The organism is Luteolibacter arcticus (assembly GCF_025950235.1).
Classification (GTDB): Bacteria; Verrucomicrobiota; Verrucomicrobiia; order Verrucomicrobiales; family Akkermansiaceae; genus Haloferula; species Haloferula arctica.
Genome location: NZ_JAPDDT010000016.1, coordinates 90,261 through 109,217 on the forward strand (window position 1 = coordinate 90,261; position 18,957 = coordinate 109,217).

An 18,957-nucleotide genomic window follows, 5' to 3' on the forward strand; every position below is an offset into this window, starting at 1 on the left:
GAACGGAACATCCCGTAAATGCGTGATCAGGCGGATATGGACTGGGCGTTTACAAACATAGTATGCTTGCACCTGTATAGTCGGCTCGGATCGAACTTTGAATCGAGTCGCCCACACGGAAAAAACCCACATATCATGAAATCCGGAATTCGCATCATCATCGCCAGCCTGATAGCCTCGTGTTCGTCACTGACCGGGGCGGAGGCAATCGAAGGATTCCTGGGCTTGAAGTTCGGGGCAGATCGCGAGACCGCGAAGACCACGATGGTGGAACGGGGATTCAAGCTCAAGGATCACAAGTCGGAACACAAACTTGAGTTCGAGAAAGGTAGCTATGCGGGGCAGCCTTTGCGATCACTCGTGATGGAGTTCACGAACAACCGGTTCAATCGCGCCACAGCGGTGTTCGAAGTCAGTTCCGGCAAACGCGAGGAATGTGTGCGGCTGGGATTGAAAGCAAACGATAGCGTGCGGGACCAGCTGACCAGCCAGTATGGAAATCCCACCTCGGTGAAGAGTGTATCAAGGTCAAAGCTTCGCGACGGCAAGGACGCGGGGAGTTCGATGTTCAGTGCCGCTTGGCGGAGCAAGGGTGCCGTGAATGGGGGCGAGCGCTCCATCACGCTTAGCACCGTCACCATCGGACTCTATTCCTGGGTGTTCAACGTGGTTTATGATGACGGCGCGCCAAAGGCGGAACCGCAGGGAGGTCTCTGAGTGGTGGGGCCTATGCTCTCCCGATGAATTCCGGACAGTAGGAAATGAGTGTGCGCAAAACATACCTTTTCGCGTGCATCCTTGCGTTCGCGTTTACGTCTTCGGTCGTCGCCCAGACCTTGATCACGGGACAGAAGGCCGATTATGAACTGGCTCCGGGGCCGGTCGTCGGCAGCACGACAGCCGTTACCGCCCGCGCGGGGGCGACCAATGCGGCGAGTAGTCCGGGGTTTCGCAATTGTGTCTATATCTTCGCGCTGCCCCCGGTGCCTGCCGGTCAGGTGGTGACGTCCGCGACGCTCGCCCTCACCTACGTGTCGAAATCCGGCGCTTCCACTTTTAACACCGACCTGTGGGGGATCGGTTTTCAAGCGGGCACGACGCCGGTCCTCAATGCGCTCGCGGCAAACACCGCTTCCGAAGGCGTGAAATTGCAGGACAACATCATCGAGCCGACCACCGCGACAGGCCGAGTCACCTCGACGAATTTCATCTCCTACCTACAAGACTTCTACGCCGCGAACCCCGCCTACGCGGGCGGCACCAACGTCTTTCTCCGTCTGAACCCCGACGTTGGCTCGACCTCCATCATCGGCTACAACCTCGCCACCGCCGACGGCGCTGCGGCCGACGCGCCCGTGCTGCGCATGCAGTTCGGCGCACCGCTCGCCGACGTCCATCCGCGCCTCATGGCGGGTCCGCCGGACCGTCCGCGCATCATCGAAAACATCCGGACCGTGCCGTGGTTCGCGACGGCCTACCAAGCGATTTACAACGGTGTCGCCGCCGACGTGAACCGCCACCGGACCGACCCGAATTACATCCTTTCCCGGATGCAGATGAACTGGGTGAACCGCTACACCGTGGATACGGTGAATTCTTCCAACCGCTGGCAAAGCGGCAGCCACGGCGCGGCCGGAGTTCCGCCCGTTCCCACGCCTCGTTTCGCCGGCGCGCGCGACTGGGCCACCGACTATTCACTCGACAGCGGGAGTTCGGCGCTCCCCTACAACGACGATCCGGCCGGCACAGGCAAGATCTGGATGAAGAACAAGACGACCGGCGTCTATGCTTGGACGGATCCCGGGTTGACCGGCCAAGCCATCGAGAAGGCAAACGCGGACCTCATGGCCAAGGCGCGGGACGCGGCCTTTGTCTATTGGCTGACCGGTGATGAAGCCTTCGCGAAGTTCGCCACGGACATCTTCTGGCAGTTTTGGTACGGCTACTCGTTCAAGCAGACGATCCCGACCGGCGCCGCATCCATCTGCGGCACCGTCACCTTCGAGGTCATCCACGATGAAATGAATCGCGCCTCCGCGATCACCTACGATTTCCTGCATCCCTACCTTGTGGCACAAGGCAAGGACACGGTCTTGATCGAGGCACAGTTCAGACGCGTGGCCAACCGACAGATAGACGGAGGAAACCCCACCGGAAACTGGAACATCATCCAGGCCATTTACATCACCCATCTCGGCCTCGTGCTTCAGCCAAACTCCGCCTACCCCGATGGCAAGGGCCGCGAGTACTACGCCGACGTCGTCCTGAACGCGGCCCTGCCGAAACAAACCGGACTGACGCAAGTCATTCAAACCGGCTACGATCAGACCACCGCGCTCTGGCCGGAAGCGTGGGGCTACGGCATCGATGTGACGTCCAACCTGACCGACATCCTCAGCCTTCTGGACCGCAGTGGCTTCGGCACCGGCCTGCTCGCGTCTGGCATTTTTCCGCGCGCCGTCATGGTCCAGAACCAGATGCTCTATCCGCACGGCTGGGCCGCCAACTGCGGCGACACCGGTTCCCGGACCGTGGAGACGGAGCCAATGGAGCTTCTCGCCGCCGCCGCCCAACGTCGCGGCGACACCGCCACACTCGCCCAAATGGTCGGCGCCCTCCGCACCGCGGAGGGTCTCAGCAGCCCTTACAATCGCACCAACAACCGCGGGCTGGTGCCGCTGTGTTTTTACTCCGGGGAGTTGCCCGAAATCCCACCCACGCCGCCCGTGCAAAGCCGGCATTTCCATGCCGCACCGCTCAACCAATGGATCATGCGCACGCCGACAGCCGACTACCGCTATTCGCTCGGCAGCAGCCTGGCGGGCACGGCGGGCGGGCATGCGCAGAACCAGGGGCTCGCCCTCGAACTCTACGGCGCGGGCATGACGATCGGGCCGGACCCGTCGCGCGGCAGCAGCTACTGGCAGCCGGATTACCACGATTACATCAAAAAGCCGCCGTCCCATAACACCGTCATCGTCGGCGGCCTGTCCACCGCCGGCGGTGCCTTCACCACCCGCGCGGTGGAACCCGCGACCACTGCTGCGGCTGTCTCGCCGAATTTCAACTTCGTCTACGCCGATTTGTCCAACACGTCGCCCTCCAGCGTCTCGGCCGACCAACGCCGCCTGGTCGCCAACGTACTCACCGGCAGCCAGAGTGGGTTCTACTTCGATGTCTTCCGCAGCAAGCTGAAATCCACCACCGCGACCACGCAGTCGCATGATTATCTCTACCATTCCATCGGCCTGTCCGCCACGGTCTCCGCTGTTAGTGGGACGTCCCCGATATTGGCATCCTCCGGCGTGCTCACGTCGGCGAACGGCAATCAAAAGGGTTACGACTACTTCAAGGACGAGAAATCCGCCGCTTTCTCCGGCGATTTCAAGACCGAGTTCGACGTCAACACCGGCAACGCCGCGACGGCCGCGAAAATGACGATGTGGATGCTGGGTCAGCCCAACCGCACCATTTTCTCGGTCAATGGGCAGACGGCCGTGCTCCCCGGTTCTTTTCCCAGCACCTTCAACAATCGCGTCATGCCGACCATCCTCATCCGGCAGAACAACAACGCCTGGACGAATCCATTCATTTCCGTCTTCGAGCCCTCGCTCAATTCCGCAGGCCCGAAGGTAACGGCCGTCCGCGCTCTGGACGGATTCTCCACCGGCAACACGATCATGGTCGCGGTGAACAGCGAGCTCGGCAATCCCGCGCTGGCGGACACGACCTACCTTTTCTCCGATGACAACGGCGCGCGGCAGACTTCTGGAAACATCGCTTTCAAAGGGATGCACGGCGCCATTCAGGTGCGGGACGGAGCGGTCAGCGAACTCTATCTGGGCTCCGGCTTTGAGGTCGCGCGGGGAGTTCACGGCGTGAAGGCCGTTAGCACGACCGCCGCCACCGCTGCCTCGTTGCGGACAGCGGGAAATGATTGGTTCTGCGCGGCGCTCGCCCCCGTGACGGTCACCCTGCCGCGGCCGGGTGCGCGGCTGCCGCGGGTCACGCTTCACAACGGCGCGACGCAGACTTTCCCCGCAGGACTGGTGGCGGGCTCGACCTCCGACGGCGCTACCTATTCATTCACGGTCCCGGCGGGCAACTACACGATTCAATCGGACTTCACCCTGCCGAACGTTCCCGGCTATCAGGTAACCGATGTCGGTGCGCTCTCCACGCCGACTCTCGCGGGCGTTTCCGGAGAGGTTTACACCGTGAGTGCGAGCGGCGCGGACATCGGCGGTTCCGCGGATGCCTTCGGCTTCGTCCATCAGACACTGGCCGATGAGATCACGCTGATCGCCCGCATCGCCAGCCTCGACAATTCCAACCCTGCCGCCAAAGCCGGGTTGATGATCCGAAGCGGCACAGCGGCTAACGCAGTTTATGCCGGAGTGTTTGTGACGCCGAGTTCGGGCGTGCTTTTCCAACGCCGCACGTCCGCAGGAGGCACCACCTCCACAACGACGACCGCAGGCCTCCAGGCACCCGTCTGGCTCAAACTTGTGCGGCAAGGCAGTCTCATTTCGTCCTTCTTTTCGGCAGATGGGATCGCCTGGACCTCGGCAGGCACGGCGACGCTCACGATGCCGGGGGGACTGGAGGCGGGCTTTGTCGTCACGGCAAAGGACAACACCAAGGCAGCCCAAGCGGTGATCGACAACGTATCCATCTCCGGTTCGTCGATTACCATGCCGCCACCCGCACCGGCCGACTTTACCGCGACGGCCACATCAAGCAGTCAGATCGCTCTCGCGTGGTCCGCCGCGAGTACCGCTACGACTTATTCCGTCAAGCGCGCCACCGTCAGCGGCGGACCTTACACCGTCATCGGCACGAATTTGACGACGACCACCTATCTCGACACCCGCCTCAGCACCGGTTCGACCTACTATTATAAAGTCAGCGCCTTAAACTTCGTCGGCGAAGGCGCGGACTCTTCTGAAGTCGGCGCGACTTTATTTCCGGAGCCAGACTCCGCCATTTACCCGGTGGAGGATCCGAGCCATGCCTCATACGGCGGCGGTTCGACACTCGACAGCAACAACATCGGCTTCAATGGCACTGGATTCATTAACTTCCCCGTGACGGGCGGGTTCCTCCAGTTCGTCAACGTCGGGGGCGGCGGCGGTGGCAATGCGTTGCTCTCGATTCGCTACGCCCTGCCCACAGGCACGCGCACCGGGCTCCTGATCGTCAACGGCGTGAGCCAGGCCATCACGTTCGACTTCACCGGCTCATGGACCACCTGGCAGACCAAAACCGTCAACGTGACGCTCACCGGCGGCGCGACCAATACCATCCGCTTCGAAAGCAACGGGCAGGACCTCGCGAACATTGATGAGATCAGAGTCGCGCCCACGCCGTCCGCTCCCGCGAGCCTGGCCGCCACCGGCGGCAGCGGCCAGATCGAGCTGGCGTGGACGCCCGTCGCGGGGGCGAGCGCCTACCTCGTGAAACGATCCGACACCAGCGGCTCCGGCTTCACCACCATCGCCACGCCCGCCGCGGCCACGTTTACCGACATCGGACTTGGCGATGCCGTGACCTGCTACTACGTCGTCTGCGCCGTGAACGCCAGCGGCACCGGTCCGGCCACCACCGAGGCCCCGGCCACGACCTACACCTCCGTCGAGAACTGGCGTCTCGCGCATTTCGGCGTCGTTGGCGACACCGGCACCGCCGCTCCCACCGCGGACCCGGACGGCGACGGCTGGCTAAACGCTCAGGAGTTCATCGCGGGCACCGATCCGGGCGACCCCGCCAGCCTGTTGAAAGTCAGCGAAATGGCGCCAAGCGGGGAGGACATGTTGGTGAGTTTCCCATCGGTCGGTGGCATCACCTACCGCCTCGAATGCTCCGCCACGATGGAAAGCGGTTCATGGACCATCGTGGAGGACGACATTACGGGCACGGGCGAAATCATCCAAATCACCGACCCGGGCGGAGCCGCGCAGCCCCAGCGTTTTTACCGCATCGTGGTGCCTTGATGGGGTTGCGATTGCCAACATCCCACCGATCCTAGGACCCATGTTCAATCTTCGCCCGCAGGTCCTGCGGAGGTGACGGACCTCCGCGTCGAGTAGTGGCGTGGACCGCTGGGGCTAGGCGAGCAGCAACCGCGCCTCGGCTGGACCGGAATTTTCAGTTCTCGGGGGCTGTCCGCCCTCAGTCGGTTGGCGACGCGACTGGTCGATGCGCTTTCTGAGCCGGTAATTTGTCGATGTAACTGGGGATCTGAAATTGCACGGCTTTCGATTGGCGGGCAAACTCCGCCTCCAGTTCCATCCTCAATGATTGATTGCCGACCAAATTGGTGGTTTCGAAAGGGTCCAACTTCAGATCGAACAACTAATGGTGTTTTCCGCCAGCCCGAGTTCATCTAGCGCGGCCAGCAGACGACCTGGATTCTCATCCGCACCGGCCACGCAGCGGAAATAATCCAGGTGGGAATCAGGTTTCAAGGGATCCTGTTTTCTCGCCTTCCCTGAACCTTGCTCATCCGTCAAATACGGAGGTGTGAATTGCTCATTGAAAGCGGGACGGCAGCGTTCTCCGGCAAAAGCTTCTCTTAGTCGCGCTGGTGGCAAGCAGACAGCGTGCGGCGACTTGAAACCCACCGTCAGCAAGAACGGCCGGCTGCGGTTAATGCGCATGTATGATATCGCAAAATCAGTCGCCACGTCATCCACCCAGCCTGTGGTTGGTTCTTCAACGCCATTGATTTCAAACGGGCAGTCAATGTAAGTTCCATGCTGAATGTAGCAGGCGGAATAATCAAATCCCGGCCGCTGTCCGCTCTACTGCCCCATTTGCCACTTACTTACGTAGGCGGTTCCATACCCTGCCGCGCGCAGCAGGGTGGCGTAGGTGACGCTGTCTGCGGGAAACTCCGTGTGGTTGTTGGCCACGCCGTTGAGATGATTGTAGCGGCCCGTCAACATGACGGCCGGCTCGGTGAACAGAGCGAACTCGTGACAAAGGCGTTGCGGAATCGAACCCCCTCGGCCGCTAGGCGGTCTGTATATGGCCTTTCTAACCAGGGAAATCTCGCCTGTTCGCCTTGTTCGCGTTGCACCACTCCCATCGCATCGTATCAATGGTCGTCGGTGCAAATGAAGAGAATGTTGGGTTTGCCTCCTGTTACCACCGGCACGGCGGCGTGGATTTGAGCGGCCAGCACAGGAAGGATTAGGACGATGGAAAGCCTAGGCCTCATAGGAAATATCCGGTGGTGCGGCCACTGGCCGGAAATGCCAGCCGCCGCGGAGAAACCCATTACTCCGCGACGGCTGACGATATCCCGCTGGGAAACGTTTTACTTCTCTGCTTGAAGGCGGCCGAAGAGCTTGGTGTTGGCACCCTTCGCCACGGTAACAGTGACAGTCTGCGTGTTCGGGCTTCCTCCGGTCGGCGTGCCGATCACGACTCCGGCAGCCGGCGTGCCCGGGGAGATGTTGAGCGAGGTCCAAACGTCCAGATTGGTGCCGTATTGGAACGTCTGGGTGGTGTCCGGAGCGGAATCCACAAGGCGGGTGAAGGTGAACACGAAGTTCATGCCGGATGCGTTCAAGGTGGGAAGGATCTCGGCAGGAGACTGCGCGTTCAGCGGATCACCGTTGAGGACATATTCAAGGAGGTTGGCGATGCCGTTATGGTTCGGATCGTCCAGTTCGTCGCTGTTCGTGCCGTCGAGGCCCTTGTCCAACGCCCAGGAGTCGTAGCCAGAGGCGCTGGTTTGCACCAAGGCGATTTGGGTTCCTCCATTATAGCCGTAGTCGATGTCATAACCGACAGGCACTCCGCTTTCCGAGGCAAATTCGGCGCCTTCCAGCGACGTGTAGTCCGCCAGAACGTACGCCCCGTCATCTAGGGTAGCGGTAGGACTGATGACAACCACGGCGCCGTCGATATCCAAGGCGGCCGCCTGAATCCTGCCACTGGAGCCGGATGCGGACGGGTCCACGTTGAAGGTGACCGGCTGGTCTCCTGCCATCACGAACGATTGGTCAGAGGTGTTGAGCACCGCACCCGCCCCGATGGTGATGCTGGCGCTTTCGGCGACGGAGCCCGTTGCGCCGAGAGACAGGGTGCCGCCGGTGATGGTAGTCGCACCGGTGTAGGTGTTGGTCCCGGTGAGGACCTGAGTGTAGGCGCCGCCTTTGGTGAAGAGCACTTGCCGCGTTCCGTCCTGCATCACCCCGGCAAAGGTCGTCATTCCCGAAGTGCCGCTGGTCACAATCCTGCCGGAATTGATGCCGGAGGTGGATAACACGGTGGACGTCGTGGTGATGATTCCCGTGGATGCGCCGCTCAGGGTTCTGATCGTTTCGTTGCGCGGACGCGCGGCGCCGGCATTGGTATCGTTATTCAGATCGAACGTTCCGTTGACGCTCACGTCCGCGGAATCGTTGATCTGATTGTTAGTCCGACCCAATGAGAGGGTAGCCCCCGGGTTGACCGTGACCGCGCCGGTGATCGGAGTGGCGGAGGTGGACGCGAGATTGAGAATTCCCTCCGCGACCGTGACGGTTCCCACGTAGCCGTTGGCCGACTCCCAGGACAAGATTCCCGGTCCGACCTTGCTCAACGAGACGGGACTGCCAACCGTGCCGCCGGTGATGTTATTGACGATGTTTCCAGCGCTCGTCCTCGTCGATCCGAAGGCGGCCGAGTCTCCGTTGGCGATCGTCACAGAACCGGCGGTGAAGCGTGAATTGGCTCCGGTGGAACCCAGGTTGAGGGCACCCACGCCGCCCACGCCCGCTCCGCTGATCGTAAGGTTGCCAGTGTAACTGCTGGCTCCGTTATCCACCAAGAGCGTCGCGCCGTTGGCGACGGTTACTCCGGATGAGGCACCCAGCGCGGCAATATTTGTCAGAGACAGCGTGCCCGCGTTCACGAGCGTCGCCCCGGTGTAGAGATTCGTCCCGCCCAGAACCTGTGTGCCCAAGCCCGACTTCGTCAGCCCGAACGAGTTGCCGGAAACCGAGGCGAAGGTGCCCGAGAGGGCGGTGGCCCCACCGAGAATGCCGCTGAAGGTGGTCGATACGCCGCTGGCTTGGTTGACGGTCAGCACCGGAGTGCCGCCGCCGGTGTTGACCACCGCCGCATTGCCTGCGGTGCCGGCCGAGATCAGGCCGGCGAGGGTCTGATTCTGACCGCCGAGGTTCAATTGCGCGAGGTTTGTGCCCGAGCCGGAGATCGTCACCGTGGTCGTCGTCGGCAAACGGTCCGCTCCGCCCGAAAGTAGGATCGTCGCGCCGGAGTTGGTCGCCGTGATGCCAGTGCTGCCAGCATAGGTATTCGCGTTGGAAAGGGTCAGAAAGTGCGAGTTCTGCGCGCCGCTGGCCGAGAAGGTCAGGTTGCCCGTGCCGCTGATGACTCCGGACAAGGCCAACGTGGCGCGAATGGGTGTGACCGAGATCGTGTTGCTGCCGGTGAGCTTGATATCGCCGGGCAGATTGTATTTACCGTAGTTCGAGCTGGTAACGGTCAGGCTGGTGCCGCCGTTGAGATTGAGAGCGAAGTTGTTGAGGTTGACGGTGAGTTGGGTCGCTGGGGTGCTGCCGCTGGCGGTGTTGGTCAGGTTCAACACGGAACCATTCGCCACGTTGACTGTCGCGCCGGTCGGAATGGCGTTGTTCGTCCCGGTGCCACTTGCCACGACGGAGGTTTGCAGGCGAAGAGTGCCGCTGTTGACGTTGAACGCTCCGCTGAGCGTGTTAGTGCCCGAGAGGGTCAGTGTCCCCGTGCCGCTCTTGGTCAGGCCTGCGGAACCAGTGAGAATCGCGCTGACCACCCCAGTGACCCCGCTGTTCACCGTCACGATCGCCTCGTTGCTGCCGAATGCCAGGGCACCCGTGCCCGCTCCGGTGATATTCGTGGTGCCCGTCGTGCCGCCGAAGAGTACGGAACCACTTGCGTTTGTCAAAGTGACGTCAGTGATTGACAGAGTGGGCGTCCCAGACAGCACTAAGGAATTGACGGAATCGTTCGTCGCCGCCGTGTTGGCGGTAATGTAAGTATTGTTGCCGGCAATTGTGGCGTTGAGCGTGAATTCGTCCTCCAGGTTCAGGGGCCGCAGGCCCGTGGTTGAGTTGTGGGTGAGGAAGGTGTTGACGACACCCGTGATGACGCCCGCTCCGCCGGTGGCCGCCGTCACGTCTCCGACCAGGAAGGGGACGATCGCGGTGTCCTTGGCCGCGCCGTTGATGCCGGTGCTGAAGGCTGCCGTGGTACCCACCAAGGTTGGCGGCGAGGTGACAATGATGCGGGGAATGTCGCTCGTGGAATCGGTGCCCAGTTCGGTGCCATTGACCAGCGGCACCACGCCGCCCGCGCTGCGCGTCAGGCTCGCCATGGTCAGGGTTGAGGAGTTTGTCACCGTGCCAGTCATGCCGATCCGGGCTTGGCCACTGCTTGCGGCAGTCCCGAGCGTGAGCGCGCCCACCGTTTCCATCGTAGCGCCGAATTCATTGCCGATGAAATTGAGGAAAGCTCCGCCGTTGAGCGCGATGGCCTGGGTGTTCGGGATGCGGTCGGTGTTGATGTCGATCGAATTGTCCAAGCGGAATTCGCCCGCATTGAGGGTAATGGGCGTTGCTGATGAACCGCTCAGATTATTGCCGGCGCCGGACAGCACCAGAGAGCCGGCACTCAGCGTCGTCGCCCCCGTATATGTGTTCGTCCCCGACAAGGTCGCCGTGCCCGAGCCGATCTTGGTGATGCCGAGCGAGCCTACCGAGTTCTGGATCGTTCCGGAATAGGTCGCGCTGCCATTGTTTGATCCCAAGGTCAGGACGGCGGCTCCCGCTGCCGTGTTGTCCACAGTGCCGGTGGCCCCCGTGAGATTGTTGATCGTCTCGCTCGTTCCGTTGAGATCGAAGATGCCTCCATTGATGGTGACGGTGCCGTTGTTGAAGATCTGGTCGCCTCCGGTTCCGGCGAGTTTCGCCACGGCTCCGTCGCTGATGGTGACGCCAGTCGTGCCGACGACATGCACGCTTGCCGTGCTGTCTTTCGCCAGGATCGCGGTGGCCCCTGGCTCGACGACCATGGAGAAGGCGCTGTTGTCGTCGGTGCCTCCGAACGTCACCGTTCCGGAGCCGGTGATGGGCACCGAGGCGCCGGTCAGTTTGGCGTTGATGGTGGTGGAGGTGCCCGTATCGCCGGTCTCGATCAATTTGTTGCCACCGATGGTGACGACTTGGCCGCCACCGCGCTCGATGGTGTAGCCGCTGGTCGAGAAGATGAGGGCATCGACGTTAATGGCGGCGCCGATGGTGACGGTTCCGGCGGTTCCTGAGAAGAGCGCGGAGTTGGGAGTTGTCGCATTGTTGATCCAAGCGACGTCGGCCACTCCATCGTCCCAAACGGTGCTTGTGGTGTCCCAGGTGCCGGTTGAGCCAAGGGTTCCGTTATTGAACAGGCCATCCGCATCCCAAGTCAAGGTATCGGCGTGAAGACTCGCGGTCGCGACGAAAGTCGCTAGTGAGGCGGTGAAGAAGTGGCCGGAAGGGCGCGAAGAGTTTTTACGGGGTTTCATGGTGGGTTCTTTGTAGAAGTGAGGCCGAGGATGTTGACGTTGAACGATGGATTGATGGATCTCGGAATGGTCTGAACGAACGATGTTCCGATTCACTTAACGGATGTCTCGTTCGACAGGAGCCTCGCCGCTAATTGGGTTGTAGCGGGATTCGATGCGGGTTTTTGAGGCAGGCCTCCGTGAAGATAGCAGCGTCGGAGGTTACGAACATCCCGTGTTCACGGGAATCCGGCAGGTATTTCGAGCGGCAAGGCCAAGAGCGTCTCGAATCCCGAGAGGGGTGCCCGGGTCCGGATTGCGGCGCCCCACGCCGCTCACGGTTCGTAGCGCACGCGGAAGAAGGCGGCTTCCCCGACGAACGGGAAGCTTGCTTCGTAGGTGGCGGCGTTTCCGAGGTCCTGTAACAGCTCGATGCTGGTGGGGGAGACGGACGGCCAGTCCGTCAGATTGCTAGAATGTTGGAAAACACGCGTCACGCCGCCGAGGTCCTTGCGCTGGCGGAATTGGAGGCGGAAAGACGGGAGATCGTCCTTTGTGCCTTGGACGCGGTTGAGACTCCGGTCGTCGAGGTGGGGGTTGAGGTCGGTGATGAATTCGTGGAAGTTGGTGAGACTGTCGTTGTCGGGATCCGCGTCGTCGCCGGAGATGGCGGGGTTAGAGAGATCGGCGGGTGAAAAGATGAGGGCACGCCAGCCGGGCAGGGAGTTGGCGGATTCTAAACGAAGATCGCTGAAGGTGGCCGTCGTGCTCTGGGTGTCGTCATGCGAGGTGACGGCGAGGCCGGCCGGAGCGGTGGCGGCGAGGTTGGCGGTTTTGGTGCCTGCGCTTGTCCATGTCGTGCCGTTGGTGGAATACGCGGCGGTGAAAACGTTCCCCTGGCGACTCAGGCGCAGCCACACCGGCGCGCTGATCCCGGTGACTGCGGTGCTGGTGGAAGCTGCACCAGAAGTCGGACGGATTTGAAATCTCAAGCCATTTGATGCGGTGACGACGAGAGCGACATTTGCCGCCGCCGGGTCCACGCTGTCGCGGAAGATGAGGCCCGCCTTGGAGAAGGGATCGATGTCTGCAAGGCTCTCCACCTTCACGACTGCCACTGCGTCGCCCGCCACCGGCATCGTCACGATGCCGCCCTGGTCGGCGGTTCCCCAGAGATCAGTGCCCGCTGCTCGCACGGTGTAGGAGCCCGGCGCGGTGGCCCGCACGGAAAAACGCTCGACCAGCGGACTAAGCTCGGTGAGCGCGAGGCCGGAGCCATCCGCCAAGCCCACGGCGATCTGGCGAGTGGCGGTGCCGGTGTTGCCATCGTTGGCGGTGGCGGTGACGGATAGATCGTAGAGTCCCGCCGCGAGGTCTCCTAACTCGGCATCGCTGGTGGCCGACCAGTCGTAGGGCGCGATGTTTTCCTGATGCATCAGGACGCCGTTGACGGAGAGTTTCAGGTTGGAAATGGTGCCGCCCGTGGCGCTGGCGTTGACCGTGAGGTTGTTTCCTTGGACGAAAGTCGCGCCCTCCGCCGGGGTGTTGATCGTGACGGCCAGCGGCACGGGTGCAACGGTCGCGCCCCAAGCTCCGGCCCGGGTGAGTGCCATCGCATTCGGCGCGGTGGTGTCGTTGTTCCCGCGGTTCACAAAGCGCACATAGCGGGCACTCCGCGCGACGCTGAAGAGGAAGTCCTCGTTCCATTTGGTGGCGCCGTTGGTCTGCACATCCGAGAGCACGGTGGTGAAGTCCGTGCCGTCCGTGGAGACCTGCACGTCGAAACGCTGCCGGCGCGTCACGCCATTATAGACGGCGACCGTCACGCCTTTGACGGTCCTCGTCGTGCCCAGGTCGATCTGCATGTAGTCGTTAATGTTTCCCACCGAGCAACGCGTGGTGAAGAGCCCATCTTCGTCCACGAGGTTCGAGGCCGGGAAGCCGGACTGGGCGTTTGGCGCGCTCGCGGTGAGGCCCTTGAAGAACGGCTGGTCGGGGTGCCAGCCGAGCGAGCGGGCCTCGTGGAGCGCGAGGAGGTTGTTCGCCGAGTTGCCGCCGTTGACAATGCGCAGGTAGCGGGCGGTGACTTCGGGGAAATAGAAGTCCTCGAGGCCCGCGCTGTTGCCGGAACTCACGGCGTTGGTCCGCCGGTTCGTCCAGGTCGTGCCGTTCGTCGAAGTCTGCACCGTGAAGGTGTGGTTCCGCTGGTCGCCGAGGTAGAAGGCGAGGCCGACGCCGCTGACGGGCCGGTCCTGGCCAAAGTCGAACTGGTAGTATTGTCCGATCCGGTCGATGGAGCCGTAGTTGCCGGTGAGGTCGCCGTCGATGAGATACTGGGGATTGCGATTCGAGTCGGTGGAGTTCGTCGTCGCGGAGCTCACCGGAAAACCTTCCTCGAACTCGGCGAGGCGCAGGGCGGTGTAGTTGCCGGAGGAGGCGCGTTTTTCATCACCTAGCGGAGTGAAGGGATTGCTGTCGCGGTTGCTGTCGTATTGGTGGGGTGTCCAGTCGGTCACGCGGGCGCCCCGTGCGATGAGGTCGGCGACGTAACTGCGCGTATCGTCGTAGAACCAACCGGTGTCGCGGGCGTAAATGAGGCAGATGGTGCGCACTTCGTTCGCGTAGGCCCACCCGAGCAGGTCGGCAGTCCATTGGCGATACGGGGCTCCACGGTCGAAGTAATACTGCGGCGGGGCGTCTGTCGCGACGCCGCCTGCGGCGAGGATGTTCGCCCGGAGTAGATTGAACGCCGAACTGGAGAACGGATTGCTAGAGAGATAGCTGTCCGGATAACCATTGGCCGAGGCGATGACGGCGATGGCCGAGCAACGGGCGGCGTAGGCGTTTCGGGCCGCGGTGGTCTCCGCGGTGGGCAGCGACTCGAGGTTATTGATGCAAACGGTGTCGAGCGTGCTATACCACGCTTTGACAAAGGTGTTGTAAAAGCCGTAGGCGCTGGCACCGCTTCCGCCGCCCGCCGTGCTTTCGATGATCGGGGGCGCGGGGAAGAGGCTCACGATGGCCGCGCGTTGGGTGTCGTTCGTCGCGCCCGCGCCGCTCCAGCCGTTGGGATGAATGAACAACTTGCCGCCCTTGGAGCGGAAGTCCGACGTGTTGCCCGGGACGGTGTCGTCGTCGTAGCCGACTTCGAGCACCGATTGGGTGCCACCGGAGCTAATCTCGACGGCGTGGGCCGGGTGAAGGGCGGAGAGTGCAAAGGCTCCCACCACCAGCCTGCGGATCGGCTGATTGAGTGGTTTTTTTGTTTTCATAGGTTTTTGAGGACGGAATTCTGTAGGATCGCCCTCCCGGCGGCCGAGTGCGACCACGGCAGCCAGCAGGGGGAACTGGGCAGATGTTTTCATTTTGGGTTTTGGTTTCTCTGATCGATGCTCTGGCAGTCCCGCTTGCGTCGGCCGGACTTGCCGGCGCTTCAAGGATTGTAGCGGACGCGGAAGAACGCATGTCCGCTGGTCAGCCGGTTTACCGAATGAAACTGGCTTGAGCGCCAACGTAGAAGCCGGAAGCCGCGGGATGGCTTCCGGCTTTGTCGGAATCGCGGATGCGATTTTGGAACTTAGTTCACCGCCCGGAGGCGGCCGAAAAGCTTGGTGCTCGCACCCTTCGGTACGGTCACGGTTACAGTCTGGGTGTTCGGGCTTCCTCCGGTCGGCGTGCCGATCACGACTCCGGCGCCCGGCGTGCCAGGGGAGATGTTCAGCGTTGTCCAGCCGGTTAAGGTAGTGCCGTATTCAAACGTTTGGGTGGTGTCGGCGGTGGAATCCACCAAGCGGGTGAAGGTGAACACAAAGTTTGAACCCGAAGCGTTCAAGGTCGGCAGGATCGCAGCAGGGGACTCGGCGAGCAGCGGTTCGCCGTTGAGGACGTATTCGAGGAGATTGGCAATCCCGTTGAAATTCGGATCCTGCGTCGCGCCGTTGTTCGCTCCGGTAAGGCCCTTGGAGGTGGCCCACGCGGCGTAGCCCGCGGGCACGACGACTCCGACCTGGATGGTGCCGGTGCCGGTGATAAGACCGCCGGAATTGCCCGAACCATAGATGCCATCATCTTGGGGCAGCCCTCCGATAAACAACGCGCCCACCACATCGGTGCCGGAAAAGTTCAGATCAAGTTGGCCGCCGATGAGAAGGGAGACGGAGGAGGCGTCGTTCAGACTCGGACTGGTGAGGCTGAGCGTGCCTTCGGTCACACTGGTGATGCCGCTGTAGGTATTCGCTCCGGAAAACGTCTGCGTGCCGGATCCCACCTTGGTCACCCCGCCCGTGCCGCTGATGGCACCGGAATAAATCGTGTTTGCAGCGCCGCCGACAGTCAGCGTGCCGGAGCCGAGGGTTACGTTGCCCCCGATCGTTCCGCCGCCCGCGAGCGAACTGACGGTCGTGCTCGTGTTATTCAGGTCGAGAGTTGCGCTGGCTACGTTCGCCAGGGTCACCGTTGCGCCTGTCCCAAAGGCCGAGGACGAGCCCGCACGGAGAATGCCTGAGTTCACCTGCGTCGGCCCGGTGTAACCATTATTTCCGCTCAACACCAATGTCCCCGCGCCAGCTTTTGTCAGGGCGATGTTGACTCCGGGGGCGGTCCCATTAGTGATCAGGCGAGCATCGGCGCCGATCCGGCCGGTGTAGGTATTGGTCGTGCCGGCGGCAATGTCGAGTGTCAGCGTCGCCCCCGTTGCGTTTGAGTTGACGACGGCAGTATTGGCTACCGTGCCAGTGGCGAGCAAGCCCGAGAGACCTTGGTTCTGACCGTTGAGATCAAGTTGGGCGTTGGTGGTGCCTCCGTTTAGAGTCAGCGTTGTCGTCATCGGTAAACGATCAACTCCGTCGGAAAGTTGGATCGACATCCCTCCACCGCCGGAAGTGATTGTCGTGCTGCCGGTATAAGTGTTCGCGTTGGAAAGCACCAGAAAGTGCGACTGTTGCGCGCCGCCACCGGTCGCGACCAGATTGCCCGTGCCGCTGACCACCCCGCTCAGAGTCAACCGGTCGCGGATCGGGGAAAAACTGAAAGTGTTGGTTCCCGTCAAGTTCACTGATCCGGGGAAGGTCGCTCTATTTAGGTTCGCTCCGTTCATGTTCAGGGTGGCGCTGGTGAGGTTGAGCGCGAACTCAGGCAGCAGCAGCGCTTGCGTTTGAGCATCACCGGAAGAGGTGGTGAGTCTGAAAGTCCCACTGTTCACGTTGACCGTCGCGCCGGCGGGGACGGCGTCGAAACTAGTTGCGCCCGCTGCTGGATTCAGCGCCAACGTCGCTCCGGGAGCGACGTTGAAAGTGCTGAAAGCCGTCGTATTCTGAAGGATGGTCGTCCCTTGATTGGCGTTCAGCGCGCCGGTCATCTCGTTGAAGGCGGAAAGCGTCAGCTGGCCGGATCCGCTTTTCGTCAAACCGCCCATTCCGCTGAGGACCGCGCTAATAACGGGGCTTGATATGCCTGTGCCACTGGTGGGATTGACCGTGAGGACCGCCTCGTTGCTCCCAAAGCCCAATTTGCCCGCACCTGAAATGACCCCCTTGTTAGCTCCCGTGGCACCGGAGAACAGCACCGCGCCGCTCGTGTTGGTCAGCGTTGTCTCAAGCGGAATATCCAAGACCGGTGCGGTCACCCCGCCCTCAAGCACGAGCGAATTGATGGTATCGTTCGTGCCGCTCGTGCCTTCGGTGATAAGAATATTTTCGCCCGCCGTCGTCCCGTTGAAAGTGAACTCGTCCTCAAGGTTTAAGGGCCGCAAGCCCGTGGTCGCGTTGTAGGTCACGAAGGTGTTGGCCAAGCCAGTTACCGTGCCCGCTCCTCCCGTGGCCGAAGTCGTTTCCCCCACCAGGAATGGCACGATATGGGTATTCGTCGCCGCACTGTTAATGCCCGTGCTCAGTGCCGCCGTGGTCCCCACCAGAGTCGGCGGTGTGGTGACGATGATGCGTTGAAGGTCGCTCGTGGAATCGAAACCGAGGTCTGTGCCATTGACAAGTGCTACCACGCCGCCCGCGTTGCGCGTGAGACTGGCCAAGGTGAGTGTGGCGATGTTCGTGGGAGTGCCGGCCATGCCGATCCGGGCTTGCCCACCGGCACCGAGCGTCACCGGACCGATCGTTTCCGTGGAAGCACCCGCGTCACTGCCGATGTAATTGAAAAAGCCGCCGCCGTTGAGCAAAAATCCCTGTGTGTCAGCAATGCGGTTGTTGTTGTTGCCGCCCGCCGCCGTCGTGTTGTTCAGCCGGAACTCGCCACCGCCGAGCGTGATCGGCGTGGCCGATGCGCTCAGGCTGCTGGGGGCGCCTGACAGCAGCAATACGCCGCCATTGACCGTGGTAGGACCGGTGTAGGTGCTGACGCCCGACAACGTCGCCGTGCCGCTTCCTATTTTTGTCAGGCCAAGCGCTCCGCCGGTGTTCTGGATCGTTCCGGAAAAGGTCGCGGTTCCGTTGTTGGATCCCAAAGTCAGGATCGCGGGTCCCGCAGCGGAATTATCGACCGTGCCAGTCGCGCCCGCAAGATTGTTGATCGTTTCGCTCAGCCCACTGAGATCAAACGTTCCCCCGGCGAGGGTCACGGTGCCGTTGTTGAAGATTTGATCACCGCCGGTTCCGCCGAGTTTCGCCACGCCGCCTGCATTGACTGTCACCCCGGTGGTCCCGACCACATGGACGGTTTCAGTGCTCGCTTTTGCCAGGATCGCCGTCGCTCCGCTGTTGACGATCATGGAGAATCCGTTGTTGTCGTCAACGCCACCGAAAGTGACTGTGCCAGCGTTGCTGATGTTGACGGATGCGCCGGTCAATTTGGCGTTGATCGTGCTGGAGGTTCCGAGCACACCCGTGTTAACCACTTTGATTCCACCGAAAGTGAGCACGTGCGTGGTATTGGTGCTGCGCTCGAGCGTGTAGCCGGAGGTGGAAAACGTCACCGTGTCCACGTTTATGGCGGCACCCGTGGTCACAGTGCCGGCGGTTCCGGAGAATACCGCGGAGTTGGGAGTCCCAGCGTTATTGGTCCAGACCACATCGGAAGCTCCATTGTCCCATCGAGCGCTGGTGGTGTCCCAAGTGCCAGTGCCTCCAAGCGTGCCGTTGTTGAACAGGCCATCCGCATCCCAAGTCAAGGTGCCGGCGTGGATGCCCGCGGTCGCCACAAAAGTCGCTAGCGAGGCGGTGAAGAAGTGGCCGGAAGGGCGCGAAGAGTTTTTACGGGGTTTCATGGTGGGTTCTTTGTAGAAGTGAGGCCGAGGATGTTGACGTGGAACGATGGATTGATGGATCTCGGAATGGTCTGAACGAACGATGTTCCGATTCACCTAACGGATGTGTCGTTCGACAGGAGCCTCGCCGCTAATTGGGTTGTAGCGGGATTCGATGCGGGTTTTTGAGGCAGGCCTCCGTGAAGATAGCAGCGTCGGAGGTTACGAACATCCC

7 protein-coding genes are annotated in these 18,957 nt (G+C 61.8%); 2 read left to right on the plus strand and 5 right to left on the minus strand.

The annotated features are described in order from the left end of the window. Positions 1–135 precede the first annotated feature (135 nt). Both OKA05_RS24390 and OKA05_RS24395 read left to right on the plus strand, forming a co-directional pair. Positions 136–717: a hypothetical protein gene (locus OKA05_RS24390; protein WP_264489824.1), complete on the plus strand. Its 582-nt coding sequence runs from the start codon at positions 136–138 to the stop codon at positions 715–717. 44 nt (positions 718–761) lie between these two features. Further along, entirely contained in the window at positions 762–5,993 is a 5,232-nt protein-coding gene (locus tag OKA05_RS24395) for a fibronectin type III domain-containing protein (RefSeq protein ID WP_264489825.1), read from the plus strand. Between the two features lie 348 nt (positions 5,994–6,341). Here the strand turns inward: OKA05_RS24395 and OKA05_RS29380 are convergent, their stop codons facing one another. The 5 genes from OKA05_RS29380 to OKA05_RS24415 form a co-directional block, all read right to left on the minus strand. Beyond that, a complete protein-coding gene (locus OKA05_RS29380) occupies positions 6,342–6,659 on the minus strand; it encodes an alkaline phosphatase family protein (protein ID WP_439331385.1) in 318 nt (105 codons plus the stop codon). Between the two features lie 144 nt (positions 6,660–6,803). After that, positions 6,804–6,947: a sulfatase-like hydrolase/transferase gene (locus tag OKA05_RS29385; RefSeq protein ID WP_343226995.1), complete on the minus strand. Its 144-nt coding sequence runs from the start codon at positions 6,945–6,947 to the stop codon at positions 6,804–6,806. 374 nt (positions 6,948–7,321) lie between these two features. Beyond that, entirely contained in the window at positions 7,322–11,551 is a 4,230-nt protein-coding gene (locus tag OKA05_RS24405; RefSeq protein ID WP_264489826.1) for a beta strand repeat-containing protein, read from the minus strand. 314 nt (positions 11,552–11,865) lie between these two features. After that, positions 11,866–14,802, minus strand: coding sequence for a discoidin domain-containing protein (locus OKA05_RS24410; RefSeq protein WP_264489827.1), 2,937 nt, complete (start codon positions 14,800–14,802; stop codon positions 11,866–11,868). Between the two features lie 305 nt (positions 14,803–15,107). Beyond that, a complete protein-coding gene (locus OKA05_RS24415) occupies positions 15,108–18,743 on the minus strand; it encodes a beta strand repeat-containing protein (RefSeq protein ID WP_264489828.1) in 3,636 nt (1,211 codons plus the stop codon). Positions 18,744–18,957 lie beyond the last annotated feature (214 nt).

Excerpts from the sequence above, each read along its gene's own strand:
- OKA05_RS24390 (WP_264489824.1), top strand. The coding sequence starts at position 136 with ATGAAATCCGGAATTCGCATCATCATCGCCAGCCTGATAGCCTCGTGT.
- OKA05_RS24395 (WP_264489825.1), top strand. The coding sequence starts at position 762 with ATGAGTGTGCGCAAAACATACCTTTTCGCGTGCATCCTTGCGTTCGCG.
- OKA05_RS29380 (WP_439331385.1), bottom strand. The coding sequence starts at position 6,659 with ATGCGCATTAACCGCAGCCGGCCGTTCTTGCTGACGGTGGGTTTCAAG.
- OKA05_RS29385 (WP_343226995.1), bottom strand. The coding sequence starts at position 6,947 with ATGTTGACGGGCCGCTACAATCATCTCAACGGCGTGGCCAACAACCAC.
- OKA05_RS24405 (WP_264489826.1), bottom strand. The coding sequence starts at position 11,551 with ATGAAACCCCGTAAAAACTCTTCGCGCCCTTCCGGCCACTTCTTCACC.
- OKA05_RS24410 (WP_264489827.1), bottom strand. The coding sequence starts at position 14,802 with ATGAAAACAAAAAAACCACTCAATCAGCCGATCCGCAGGCTGGTGGTG.
- OKA05_RS24415 (WP_264489828.1), bottom strand. The coding sequence starts at position 18,743 with ATGAAACCCCGTAAAAACTCTTCGCGCCCTTCCGGCCACTTCTTCACC.